This is a genomic window from Polaromonas sp. P1_G2, from assembly GCF_056405515.1.
This window is the reverse complement of the sequence record NZ_JBFUBY010000001.1, coordinates 1-13,044: the sequence shown is the minus strand read 5'-3', so window position 1 is coordinate 13,044 and position 13,044 is coordinate 1. Positions and strand designations below refer to the sequence as shown.

Annotated in this window: 9 protein-coding genes; 3 read left to right on the top strand and 6 right to left on the bottom strand. The window is 64.1% G+C overall.

Going from position 1 to position 13,044, the window contains the following annotated elements; translation table 11 throughout:
• Positions 1 to 52: 52 nt before the first annotated feature.
• Positions 53 to 1,528 carry a cryptochrome/photolyase family protein gene (locus tag AC1D0P_RS00045; RefSeq protein ID WP_477674801.1) on the top strand — a complete coding sequence of 492 codons (1,476 nt, stop codon included), beginning with the start codon at positions 53 to 55 and terminating at the stop codon, positions 1,526 to 1,528.
• A gap of 48 nt (positions 1,529 to 1,576) precedes the next feature.
• Here the strand turns inward: AC1D0P_RS00045 and AC1D0P_RS00040 are convergent, their stop codons facing one another.
• The 6 genes from AC1D0P_RS00040 to AC1D0P_RS00015 all read right to left on the bottom strand — a co-directional run bounded on the left by AC1D0P_RS00040 (position 1,577) and on the right by AC1D0P_RS00015 (position 11,726).
• Complete coding sequence (locus AC1D0P_RS00040) at positions 1,577 to 7,768, bottom strand: hybrid sensor histidine kinase/response regulator (protein WP_477674800.1); 6,192 nt, start codon at positions 7,766 to 7,768, stop codon at positions 1,577 to 1,579.
• Between the two features lie 72 nt (positions 7,769 to 7,840).
• On the bottom strand, positions 7,841 to 10,132 hold the full coding sequence (locus AC1D0P_RS00035) for a methyl-accepting chemotaxis protein (RefSeq protein ID WP_477674799.1): 2,292 nt from the start codon (positions 10,130 to 10,132) through the stop codon (positions 7,841 to 7,843).
• A 30-nt stretch (positions 10,133 to 10,162) separates the two neighbouring features.
• A complete protein-coding gene (locus AC1D0P_RS00030; RefSeq protein WP_436156479.1) occupies positions 10,163 to 10,693 on the bottom strand; it encodes a chemotaxis protein CheW in 531 nt (176 codons plus the stop codon).
• 21 nt (positions 10,694 to 10,714) lie between these two features.
• Positions 10,715 to 11,080, bottom strand: a complete 366-nt coding sequence (locus AC1D0P_RS00025) for a response regulator transcription factor (RefSeq protein ID WP_007864987.1) — start codon at positions 11,078 to 11,080, stop codon at positions 10,715 to 10,717.
• Positions 11,080 to 11,478: a response regulator gene (locus tag AC1D0P_RS00020; RefSeq protein ID WP_477674798.1), complete on the bottom strand. Its 399-nt coding sequence runs from the start codon at positions 11,476 to 11,478 to the stop codon at positions 11,080 to 11,082. The genes AC1D0P_RS00025 and AC1D0P_RS00020 overlap by 1 nt, the downstream gene beginning before the upstream one ends.
• 74 nt (positions 11,479 to 11,552) lie before the next feature.
• On the bottom strand, positions 11,553 to 11,726 hold the full coding sequence (locus AC1D0P_RS00015; RefSeq protein WP_074576308.1) for a rubredoxin: 174 nt from the start codon (positions 11,724 to 11,726) through the stop codon (positions 11,553 to 11,555).
• 82 nt (positions 11,727 to 11,808) lie between these two features.
• Between AC1D0P_RS00015 and thiD the strand changes: the two genes are divergently transcribed.
• Positions 11,809 to 12,777 carry a bifunctional hydroxymethylpyrimidine kinase/phosphomethylpyrimidine kinase gene (thiD, locus tag AC1D0P_RS00010; RefSeq protein ID WP_477674797.1) on the top strand — a complete coding sequence of 323 codons (969 nt, stop codon included), beginning with the start codon at positions 11,809 to 11,811 and terminating at the stop codon, positions 12,775 to 12,777.
• The coding region (locus tag AC1D0P_RS00005) for an aminotransferase class III-fold pyridoxal phosphate-dependent enzyme (protein WP_477674796.1) at positions 12,758 to 13,044 on the top strand (287 nt) is incomplete at its 3' end. The genes thiD and AC1D0P_RS00005, both read left to right, overlap by 20 nt.

Here is a 13,044-nt window from a genome sequence, read left to right as displayed (position 1 = left end):
CGCACTGGGAGGTCTGGGTCACGGCATGCGGGCCTTTCGCTACCATCCCACCATGCAAAAGAAATACCGGGCCGGCCTGATGTGGTTCAGGCGCGACCTGCGGGCCCAGGACAACGCCGCGCTGCACCACGCGCTCAAGGCTTGTAAGCAGGTGTTTTGTGTCTTCGTGTTCGACCGGGACATCCTGGACACCCTGCCCCGGGCCGACCGCCGTGTGGAATTCATACACGAATCCGTGCTGAGCCTGGGCGGCCAGCTGCAGCGGCTGGGCGCAGCGAATGGCAAGCCGCATGCGGGCCTCATCATGGTGCATGGCCATGCCGGCGAGGCCGTGCCCCGGATGGCTGCGGAGCTGTCCGTTGACGCGGTGTTCGCCAACCATGACGATGAGCCCCAATCCCTCGCGCGCGACGCCGCCGTGCAGGCCGCGCTGGAAGGCCGGGGTGTGGCCTTCCACAGCTTCAAGGACCACGTGATCTTCGAGCGCCAGGAGGTATTGACGCTGGCGGGCAAGCCCTACACGGTGTTCACGCCTTACAAGAATGCCTGGCTCAAAAAGGTGGACGATTTTTACCTCAAGCCTTACCCGGTAGCGCGTTACGCGGCAGCACTGGCGGCCGTGCCCGATGAAAAGCGCGCCATTCGCTCGCTGGCCGAACTCGGGTTTGAGAAAACCAATCTGTCGGCGCTGAAGATACCCACCGGCAGCGAAGGTGCCGACCGGCTTTTTGAGGAGTTCAAAGGCCGTATGGCGAACTACAAGTCGGCGCGCGACTTCCCCGCCGTCAAGGGGCCCAGCTACCTGGGCGTGCACCTGCGCTTCGGCACGGTGTCGATCCGCCGTCTGGCCGCCGCGGCGCTGAGCCCGGAGCACCGTGACAGCGAAGGCGCCGCGACCTGGCTCAGTGAATTGATCTGGCGGGATTTTTACGCGCAGATCCTGGGCAACTTCCCGCACGCCGCGCACAGCGCGTTCAAGCCTGAGTACGATGCGATCGCCTGGGAAAGCGGCGACAAGGCCAACAGGCTGTTCCAGGCCTGGTGCGAAGGCCGCACAGGCTACCCGCTGGTCGACGCCGCGATGGCGCAGATCAACCAGACCGGCTATATGCACAACCGTCTGCGCATGGTGACGGCGAGCTTCCTGGTGAAAGACCTGGGCATCGACTGGCGCAGGGGCGAACGCTACTTTGCCGAAAATCTCAATGATTTCGACCTGTCAGCCAACAACGGCGGCTGGCAATGGGCGGCAAGCACCGGCTGCGATGCGCAACCCTACTTCCGGATCTTCAATCCGGTCAGCCAGGGCGAAAAGTTCGATGCGGACGGCAGTTTCATCCGCCGGTACGTGCCGGCGCTGGCAAAGCTGCCCGCCACTGCCATCCACAGCCCCTGGCTGGCCAGGCCGCTGGAACTGGCCGCCGCGGGCGTGGTGCTCGGCCAGGACTACCCCTTGCCCATCGTGCAGCACGACGAAGCCCGTGCGCTGACGCTGCAGCGCTATGCGGTGGTGAAAACAAAGGCCTGAGACAGCCGCCCCCGCGCGGGGGGCGGCCTGCGTGAATCCGCCCGAAGCTCAGGCGGAGATCGCGGTCTCGGCGGCGCAGTAGTGCCGCACCAGGCTCATCAGCTCTTCTTCGGAGAACGGCTTGCCCAGGTAGTGGTCAACGCCGAGTTCCTTGGCATGTTCGCGGTGCTTTTCAGCGATGCGCGAGGTAATCATGATGATGGGCAGGTTGTTCAAGCGCACGTCGGCGCGGATATTGCGCGCCAGGTCGAAGCCGTCCATGCGCGGCATTTCGATGTCCGACAGCACCACGGCGGGCCGCTCTTCCTGCAGGCGCTCAAGGGCCTGCAGACCGTCGGCCGCCATGGAGACGCGGTAGCCTTCGCGTTGCAGCAGGCGCTGCGTGACGCGGCGCACCGTGATGGAATCATCGACCACCAGAATCAGCGGGATCTGCGGGGCGGAAGGTATCAAGGCCGGCGCTTTCGCGGCGCCGCCTGCCGCCGTGGCGCCGGCTCCTTCGAGCACATGCGGTTCGGCGCGGTCGGTGCTCCAGGCACGGGCTTGCTGGCCGTACACCGAAGCCAGCGCGACCGGGTTGTAGATCAGTACAACGGCGCCGGATGCCAGCACGGACATGCCGGCGAGGCCCGGCAGGCGCGACAGCTGCGGCCCGAGATTCTTCACCACAACTTCCTGGTTGCCCAGAACTTCATCGACGTGCAGGGCAATGCGCTGCGCGGCGCTTCGGAAAATCACGACAGGCGTGGTCTTGCCCTGGACTTCGCCGCTGTGGTGCGAAGCTTGCAGCAGGGCGCCCGACCAGAAGAAAGGCATGGATTCGCCGGCGATCTCCATCGTGCCGGTGTTGTAGGCCTGCTGCAGTTCCTTGGCGGACGCGCGGCGCACGGTTTCAACCACGTTGGCGGGCACGCCCACCGAGAGGTTGCCGGCGCGGATCATCACCACCTGCGTCACGGCCGTGGTCAGCGGCAGCACCAGCTTGAAGTGGGTGCCTTTGCCTGTCACGGTGGAAGTTTCAATCCGGCCGCCCAGCGAGTTGACCTCGGAGCGGACCACATCCATGCCGATGCCGCGGCCGGCCAGTTCGGTCACCTGGGCGGCGGTGGAGAAACCGGGCATGAAAATCAGGTTGGCGGCGTCGCTGTCTTCCAGGGCCTGGTCCGGCGCGATCATGCCGAGGCTGACGGCTTTTTCGCGGATGCGGCGCAGGTCCAGGCCGGCGCCGTCATCGCTGAAATCGRCCGAAACGTCGTTGCCTTCCTGGCGCAGGTGGACGGTGATCAGGCCGACCGGGTCCTTGCCCGCGTTGGTGCGGGTCTCGGTGCTTTCAATGCCGTGGGCTACGCAGTTGCGCAGCAGGTGTTCGAAGGCGGGGGTCATGCGGTCCAGCATGCCGCGGTCCATCTCGATGGTGCCGCCCAGCAGGTCCAGCTTCACCTGTTTGCCGGTTTCCTTGGAAGCCTGGCGCACCACGCGGTACAGGCGTTCGGAAATGCCTTCAAACTCCACCATGCGCGTGCGCAGCAGGTCGCGCTGCAGTTCGCGGGTCTGGCGTGCCTGGGCGATCAAGTCGTCTTCCGTCGCTTCCACCGTGCGCTGCAAGGTGCGCTGCACGGTCGCCACGTCATTCACGGATTCAGCCATCATGCGCGTCAGTTCCTGCACGCGAGTGAAACGGTCGAACTCGAGCGGGTCGAAGCCGGCCTGGGCTTCTTTGGCCTGCGCGAGGCGCGATTGCATCTGGGTTTCGGCCTGCAGTTCGATGTCGCGCAACTGTTGGCGCAAGCGGTTCAAGTTACCGCTCATGTCGTTCAGCGAACCGCGCAGCTGGCTGAGCTCGGCTTCCAGGCGCGAGCGCGTGATCATGACCTCACCGGCCTGGTTGACCATGCGGTCCAGCAACTGGGAACGCACGCGTATCGAGGCATTGGCTGCTTGCCGCAAGGGCTGCATGGCCATGGTCTGCGGTGCCGGCACCGAGAGTTTGCGCGAGCCGGCTGCCGCAGCAGCGGCAGGCGCGGGGCTTTCCACCGCTGTTTCAGTAGCGCCGGGCGTGGCGGCAGCTTCGACAGTCGCGGAGACCGGTTCAGGATCGGCAGCGGCAAGGGGCGCCAGCACCACGGGCGCGGCGGCAGCCGCCGCATCGGCGTTGCGCAGCGCTTCAAACGCCGCTTCCATCGCGTCAAAACGGTTGATCAGCGGTTCGAACTCAGCCGAAGCCGCGGCATCGGAGCCGAGAAACTCAATTTCGGATTCGATCCTGTGCGCCATTTCGCCGAGGCGCAGGGCGCCGGCGAGCCGGGCGCTGCCCTTGAGCGTATGGAGCGCACGCAGCACCTCCATGCGCGCGCCCTGGTTGTCGGGCCGCGAGGACCACTGCCGGAGCGCGCCGCCCAGTTGGGGCATCAGTTCGGCGCCTTCTTCTTCAAAAATCGGGAACAGGTCGGGGTCGATCGCGTCGACCGCATCGATTTCCTCGTCCTCTTCGTCGCCGAAATTCTGCGTGACGGGCGCAGCCGGCGTGACCAGCCGCACCGGCGGCGCGACAGCCATCGGCGGCGCGACAAACGCGGCGGGCGGCGGCACGGGCGCGGCCTGCACAGGTGCGGGGGCGGGTACGGGCACTTCGATGAGGGGGGTTTCCTCGACGGCCTGCATGAGCACCGGGTCAAATTCCGGTTCGGGCTCAGGCAAGGGAGCGGACTCCAGGACCGGCTCTTCGGGCGCGAAATCGTAGTCGGAAAAATCGGTGCCGGGCGGCAGGACCGAGTCGGAGAAATCAAGTTGCCGCAAGCGGTCAAGCACGCCGGCATCCGGCTCCTTGAGGAAGCCCGCGGCGAACTGGTGCAGCAGGCGGCGTATATCTTCCGCCGCATCTACAAAGATCTGGCCGTACTTGGCGGCGCCGTTGCGGTGATGCGCGCGGGATTGCTGCAGTGCCTGCTCGAGTGCGCGGGCCATTTCGGACAGCGCGTCGAAACCGACCGTGGCGGAGCTGCCGGCCAGGGAATGCGCCAGGGCCACGGTGGAGTCGCTGACCGGCTGGTTACGCTCCAGCGACCATTCGCTCACTTCCGTCACCAGCCTGCGCGACCATTCATCGGCCTCGTTCAGGTAGACGTTGTAGAGCGGGATGCCGATGCGCAAAGTACCTATGACCTTGACCTGCTCATCGCCGCTGCCGTCTGCGGACATGGCGCTGTCGGTCGCTTCCACGCGATCCAGTGCATCCAGCTCCTGGACGGGAGCGGGTTCGTCGAAAGCGGGGGCCTGTGCCGCTGCGAGCGGCTGTGCAGGTGCAGGAAAATCGAAATTCAGGTCAGTGTCGACGGCCAGGCCGGTTGTCACCGGTTCGGCCGCTTCGGCATGGAAATGCTTGTCGAAGTCCGCGTCGGACAGCTCGATGGCTTCGGCCGTGTCCAGTTCCAGCGCAGGGCCGGTATCGGCGGCCGCAGGAACACCGGCGTCCGCGGAAATCGCCGACAGGCTGTCGAAGTCGATGCCGGCGATCTCGGCCGCGGGCGCAATCACCGGCTCAGCGGGCTTGGCTGGCGCGGCGGCGTCCAGGTCGTCAAATACCAGGTCAAAGTCCAGGTCGGTCGCGGGCGCCTGCGCTGGGTCGGGTGCTGCGCTCGCGGCTGCGGACGTACCGGCGTCCAGTTCAAATTCGGGCAGCGAGAATGCCTCGGCCGCAGCCGGCTCCGCGGCGGGCGCAGCGTCGGAAACGGCCACGGGGGCAGGAGCGGCGGCGGCTTTGGCGGCCGGGACCAGCGGGCTGTAGCGACCTTCGGTGCGCATCGCATCGGCGCTGGCGCGGAAGGTGGACGCCGCCCAGGCGCCGTCCTGGTTCGCGGCGATGTCCGCGATCCAGTCGGCGAAACCACTCATGGCTTCGGAGGACAAGGCCCTGAATTCGTCGGTAGTGGGCTTCTGGTCGGCCAGCCAGGTGTTGAGCATCTGCTCCAGCGACCAGGCGGCTTCACCAAACTCGTTGAGCCCGACCATGCGCGAGCTGCCTTTGAGGGTGTGAAAAGCGCGCCGCAGGACGGTGAGCTGCGAAATGTCGCCTGGATCCGAGGCCAGCGCGGCCAGGGCTTCCTGGCCGTTGCCGATCACTTCGCGCGCTTCCTCCAGGAAGATGTCGCGCAGGTCGTCTTCTTCAAAGTCGTCGGACGCGGCCGGGCTTGCAGGCGCGGCCGGTGCCGGCGCCACGGTGAACGCCAGCGTCGTCATTGCGGTTGCGGCGGCGTCGGCATCGCTTGCGGACACGGCAACGGCGGCGTCGCGCGCGGTTTGGGCCAAAGCCGGCTGTTCGGCCAGCGCCGCATGGGTCGCCAGGGCATCGAGCTTGATGGTGAGGTTGGCGTCGGTTTCGCCCTGGCCGGCATCCTGCACCACGGAAATGACTTCCTGGGACAGCATGTCGCTGTTGACGGTAACGGCCGAAGCGGCGCTCGCCGCGTTCTGCGCGCGCCCCATCAGCGGCCGGAGCTCGCCTTTTTCGTCGTCGTAGACAAAGAGCTTCTTCGCCAGCGCAGGCTGGTAGTTCAGCATGTCGATCAGGAAGCTCAGGGCACCCAGGTTGTTGCCCAGGTGTTCGAACGTGCCCGCGGCGCGCGCCTGCTGCTCGTCGACTTCGGTGACCAGCATCTGCTCGACGCTGTCGCGCATGCGCAGCACCGCGTGGGAGGCCTGGTCCAACCCCAGCACGGACAGCACGCCGCGCATCTGCGAGAGCTGCCCGGGAACGGCTTGCAGCGTCACCTTGTCCTGCGGATTGCGGAAAAACACATCCAGCGATTTTTCAAGCTCGCCCAGCGAGATGCGCAACTCGCCCACCACGCTGCCCATGGTCTGCTTGTCGCTGACGCGGCGGTACAGCTCTTCCATCCAGCCTTCCAGCGGCTGGGGTTGCCCGCCGGCCCTGACGCCTTCCAGGCGCTCGGCGAGGTTGGCCGTGCGCACCGCCAGTTGCGGGTCGTTAGGGTCCAGGTCGTCAAACGCGGCTTCCAGGTACAACACCGACGTGGCCACTTCCATCGCCAGTTCAATGCCGGGGGCATGACCCGAGCGCACCGTGGTTTCCACGGCCCGGCTCAGGGCCTGCGCCAGCGGCTCGCTGGGCGGATGGAGCTTGAGCAGGGAATCGGTCACCAGGCTGAACTGGTCGCTGACCGTCTTGAATTTGTTGGCGTCCCCAGCGGACAGCGACGACCAGGTTTCCTTGGCCGAGGTGATGCGCTTGCGAGCCTGCGCCAGCAGGGCCGGGTCAAAACGCCCGAACTGGACGAGTTCGTAATCGACGGGCTTGAAGCGGTTCAGGCCGTAGGCCGAGCGCACGGCCGACAGCACCGGCGTGTCACTGGCGCGCGCGGAAACCGCCTGCGAGCAGAAAAACAGCAGGTCCTGCGCCAGGCGGTCCGACACACCCGTGTCGCCTTTGGCCAGCGACGCGTACTGCATCAGGATGCGGGAAGCGGCGCGCTTGACATACAGGTCCGAGCCGAGCAGTTCATTGGCGACCGCTTCAAAGTAGGCCGCGGCTATTTTCCAGAAGATACGGGGCTGGCGATCGGCCTGCCGTGCGGCAAATCCAAGGCTGAGTTCCTTGAGGTTTTTAGCGGCCTGCGGCGCTTTGCCCTTCATGACCTGCAGCACCGACTGGTCCAGCACAGCGCGCGCGCTGTCATCGTAGTTGCGCGGTTCGGCCGTGGCCGGGAGTTCGGGCTCCAGCCAGCGCCATTCGAAAGGCCACAGGTCGGCGGGATGGATGCGGTCGGCGCGCACCAGTTCCTGCACGTCGCGGTACTGGGGAAACAGGGACACGGCCGAAACGCGTTTGTCGGCCAGCACGCCTTCGAGGTATTCGGTCAGGGCAAAGCTGGCCCGTTCAATCTTGCCGGCGGCGTCCTGGTTGCATTGCTCGGGCTGCTGCACAAACTTCTGCACTGCGGCTTCCATCGCGCGCAGCACCAGTGCGGGGCCGGCCAGGCCGACCATTTCGAGCGCGCCCACGGCCTGGTGCAGTTGCTGGCGGGCAATCCGCAGCTGGCTGGCATCGATGGCAGTGAGATCGGAACCACGGGCGGCTTCCGCGTCCCGCACGAAACGCTTGAGCGCCTTGGCAGCGCCGTCCAGCGACTTGCGAAGCTCGTCAAGCACCCATGCGAGGGGGCCTAGATCGTTGACCGCAAGATCGAGCTCGGCAGCGGTTGAGTTCGGGACGTTGGATTGCATAAATGGCGGGCCGGTTCAGGAATCGGTGTCAGAGGCTAAGGCGGCGGTCAGCGCACGACGGGCAAACTGGCATCAGGCGATCTTGAATCGGGACACCGACTGGCGAAGCTCTTCAGCCATGCGGGAAAGATCGCGCACCTGCTGCGCCGTGGAACGGGTACCTTCTCCGGTTTGCTCCGTCACCGCGAAAATGTGCTGGATGTTGCCGGCCACCACGTTGGCCGAAGCGGCTTCGCGTGAGGCGGAGTYGGAAATCTGCTCAATCAGGTCAGCGAGGCGTCGTGACACCTGGTCAATCTCGGTCAGCGCGGTACCCGCGTTATCGGACAGTTTGGCCCCYTCCACCACACCCTGCGTGGAGCGTTCCATAGCGGCCACGGCATCCTGCGTGTCGGTCTGAATGGCTTTCACCAGGGCCGAAATCTGGCGCGTCGCATCGGCGGAACGTTCAGCCAGTCGCTGCACCTCTTCCGCAACCACCGAGAAGCCTCGCCCGGCTTCACCGGCTGACGCCGCCTGGATGGCCGCGTTCAGCGCCAGCACGTTGGTCTGTTCGGTAATGTCCGAGATCAGCTCGGTAATTTCACCAATCTCCTGGGACGATTCGCCCAGCCGCTTGATCCGTTTCGAGGTTTCCTGGATCTGGTCACGGATGGAATTCATACCGCCGATGGCGTTCTGCACGGCCTGAAGGCCGGATTCGGCGGCGGTCAGCGATTGGCGCGCCACCTGGGAAGATTCCTGCGCCTGCGTGGACACCTCATTGATTCGGGACGCCATGTCGAGCACGGACTGGCCGGTTTCGCGAATCTCGCGCAGCTGCTCGGTGGACGCCGCCAGCAGTTCGGTGGAGGTGCTTTCCACCTGGGCCGTCGTTTGCGCAACCCGTGTAGCCGTGTTTTGCACGTTACCCACCAGCTGGCGCAACTCTTCCACCGTGTAGTTCACCGAGTCGGCAATAGCGCCGGTAATGTCCTCGGTCACGGTCGCTTCCTGCGTCAGATCGCCTTCAGCCACTGTCTGCAACTCATTCATCAAACGCAAAATGGCGGCCTGGTTAGCGTCGTTGACGCGCTTGGCGTCCTGTTCCTGGCCCTTCGCTTCCTGGCGCTGGGTTTCCGCAACCGCCTGGCGCTGCTGGCTGTCCAGCACCTGCAGACGGGCCAGGCCACCCGCGCAGAGCAGCGCAAGCGCGGCGGCGCCCGCCAGAATACCCAGCGAAACCACGCTCAGACCGGTTTGCGAGGACAGCTTACCCTGCAAATCTTCCAGGCCGCGGCGAAGCGGTTCGCTGTCGGCAATGATGGAGGATTGCGCTTCACGGGCGGACACCAGGCCCTGCAAGTTGCCCAGAATGGCGCCGGCCTGCACGCGGGTCTGTTCGTAGAGTGCCATCAGCGCCTCCAGGCGCTCACGGGTTTGTGGGTCCTTGGAGCCGGCCAGGCGCAGCTCGGGGCTGCCTTCCTGCAGGCCCTGGGCGATTTCCTTGAAGGAGTTCAAGTCCTTGCCCAGCAGGAACACGGCCTCGGGGCTCACGCCTTCCATGGTCAGGAATTCGTTGGCGGATTTACCGATACGCTGGGTCAACATCACCAGCTGGCCGGAGGCGGAAATTTCCGCCGGCGCCGCATTTTGCTGGAGCTTGAGTGAAGACACGGTTTCGGCGATTTCCAGCAAGTCCGAAGACTGGCGGTTAATCGTGCGCAGCGCGTTACCCACCTGGGTCAGAATGTTCTGCTGTCCCATCACGGTTTTGGCGTTCTTTTCGGCGCGCTCCATGAAAGGGGTCACCTTTTCCACATCGGGCTGCAGTTCCTCGCTCACCGGTGCCAGGCGCAGGCTGTCTTCGCCGGCCTTCAGGCCGCGCACGGTCTTGGCCAGCACGTCGGAGCTTTCGCGCACGTCGGGGAAAGCCTGGGCGCTGCCCACCAGCGCCTGCGACACCGATTTCGCCAGTCGCTGCGATTGCATCAGGGACTGGCCGGTCGCCGCCACCTGTTGAGCGATTTTGTCGGCCTGGCTCAGCGCCAGGAAGGTCACCGTACCCAGAACAATCACGAAAACAGCCAGGAAAAACACCAGAAACCGCTGGTGCTGACCCATGGTCTTGCGGCCCAGCATGGGCAGGTACAGGAGCTCGGGGTTGGCGACGGATACCGATTCTTCTGCCGACGCGATGCGGCTGGACCCGAAGGCATCGTCATTGCTGTCCGCACGCCGCACTGCCGCGGTCTGGAGGGAGGCTTCATCCATGGCGCCGGTTGCCAGCGGATCCGGCGTGCCGACGGAAGCCATGTCCATGCTGTCCTCGGGCTGGACGGACTTGGTTTTAAACAGCTTCTGGATATTTTCAATTACAGACATGGTGAGCCTTCCGGGGGGAAACAGTGTGCGCTATGCGCCTATCGTCAAAAAATGCGCTTGCTGGGCAAGCAACTGAAGGTTGATTTCCTGCCAGGTTGCACCGTTGAGGTCAACATACTGGTTGCCAAAGAAATCCGGCGCGTCGGGCGCTTTTTCGGAGAAATCGCTGAACGCGTCCTGGTTGCGCAGCCCGGAGAGCTTGTCGATCAGCAGCGCGCAGTTGACTTCCAGGGCGCTGTTGAGCGCCACGAGACGGGAGTCGGTCCGCGCGAGTTCATTTTTGGGAGGCGGCGCCTGGCCGCTCACGTAACTGGCGAGATCCACCACGCCAAACAGGCCGCCCCGCAAATTGGCAACCCCGGCGAACCAGTTTTGCGTGTACGGAACAGGCTGTGTGCTAACCCAGGGGAAAATTTCACCGGACTGGCTCAGCGGAAACAGGTACTTTTTCCCGCCCGCTTCCACGGCCAGCCAGGACGCGGCAACGCCTTGCGTACGCGCAATCTGCAACCTGTCGGCCAGCCGGGTTTGTAGTTCTCTAAGGGCTTGTCTATTCGCCATGCTTTGGTTTTACGCCGTAAATCAGCCGAGGGCCTTGATCTTGGCCATCAGCTCATCCGCATCCACCGGTTTGGTGATGTAGTCGCGGGCGCCCTGGCGCATGCCCCAGACCCGGTCAGTTTCCTGGTTCTTGCTGGTGCACATCATGATGGGAATATCGGAATACAGCGGGTCGCGCGTGATGGCACGCGTGAGCTGGAAGCCGTTCTGGCCCGGCATCACCACATCCATGAGGATCAGCTCGGGTTTGTCTTCTGCGAGGCGCCGGAACGCATCTTCCGCATTTTCAGCAGTTTTGACCGTGAAACCATTTTTGACCAGCAGATCGGTCAGAAACATCAATTCGGTTTTGGAGTCGTCAACTACCAGTATTTTCTTGATTGCCATCACGCTACTCCTTGTTTGGCGCTGCCCAGTTCCTGAACGGTCTGCAGCAGCTGATCTTTGGTAAAAGGCTTGGTCAGGTAGTCTTGCGAGCCCACCATGCGACCGCGCGCCTTGTCGAAAACGCCGTCCTTGGAGGACAGCATCACAATGKGAACGTTAGAGAACTTCACATTGCGCTTGATAATGGCACAGGTTTGGTAGCCGTCGAGGCGCGGCATCAAGATGTCGCAAAAAATCAGATGGGGTTCGTAGTCGTTGACCTTGGAAAGGGCGTCGAACCCGTCCTCGGCCAGCAACACTTCATGCCCACCCTGCTTCAGAAATATCTCGGCGCTACGCCGGATGGTATTGCTGTCATCGATGACCAAAACCTTCAGTCCGGAACTGGGAATGYTCACTGCCTATGCTCCTCATGTTGCAGGCGCCGGCGGTTGGCGCCGGTCTGCGATTGTCCAGGCTGGTAGCCGGGCACTTAGATCTGAACCATTTCAAAGTCTTCCTTGCGCGCCCCGCATTCGGGGCAGGTCCAGTTCATGGGCACTTGGGCCCATGGCGTCCCGGGTGCAATGCCATGTTCGGGCGCGCCGGCAGCTTCGTCATAAATCCAGCCACAAATTAAACACATCCACGTCGTTGATTGAGTCACAGCTTAAGTTGCCTTCGAATAGAATGCAACAATTGTATCGAGGCGGCGTTGCTTATTCGCGTACAAGGCAAAATCGCAGCCTATGGCAAACCCCAAAACACCTCAACTGGACAGCCGACAGCTCCAAATCGAGGACACCGACGCATCACCGGCCTGCGTCATGACATTCAATGCCAACGACCCCAGCGGAGCTGGCGGATTGACAGCGGATATCGCCTCCATCACCTCGGCCGGCGCGCATGCGCTGGCGGTTGTAACAGGCGCCTATGTACGCGACACGGCCGAGATTTTCGACCACTTCGCCTTCGATGAAGAGGCTGTAACAGACCAGRCCCGCTCCGCGCTCGAAGACATGCCGGTCTCGGCCATCAAGGTCGGCTTCGTCGGCAGCCCCGAAAACATTTCCACCATCGCCGAAATCGCTTCGGATTATGCCGATGTCCCGCTGATCGCCTACATGCCCAACCTTTCCTGGTGGGAAGAAAGCGAGATCGACAGCTACCTGGACGCCTTTCGCGAATTGATGTTGCCGCAAACCACGGTGTTGGTCGGCAACCACAGCAGCCTGTGGCGCTGGTTGCTTCCCGACTGGCCCGGCGAGCGCAATCCCACCGCCCGCGACATCGCCAAAGCCGCCGCCGACCTGGGCGTGCCCTATACGCTGGTCACCGGCATCCCCATGCCCGAGCAGTTCATCGACAACGTGCTGGCCACGCCGCAGGCGGTGCTCTACAGCGAGCGATTCGAGCGATTCGAGGCGATCTTTGCCGGCGCCGGTGACACCCTGTCCGCCGCCCTCTGCGCCCTGCTCGCCAACGGCCACGACCTGCAGGCGGCCACCGCCGAGGCCCTGACCTTCCTGGACCACAGCCTGGACGCCGGCTTTCACCCCGGCATGGGCAACATCGTGCCGGACCGCCTGTTCTGGGCGCAGGCCGACGTCGACCCCGAGGACGAAGCCGGRGAAGAAGCGGGCGACACCAACGACGACGTCGAGCTGACGTCCAAACCCTCTCTTGACCTGCCCCCCAATGGAACAACCAAACACTAAGCCGCCCGCCGCTTCCCAGACCGCTTCCCAGACCGCCTCCCGCAACGACGCCCTCTTTGAACGCGCCAAAAAACTGATTCCCGGCGGGGTCAATTCCCCGGTCCGGGCCTTCAAGGCCGTGGGCGGCACACCGCGCTTCGTGCAGCGCGCGCAAGGCGCTTACTTCTGGGATGCCGACGGCAAGCGCTACATCGACTACATCGGCTCCTGGGGCCCCATGATCCTGGGCCACGGCCACCCGGCGGTGCTCGAGGCCGTGCAGAAGGC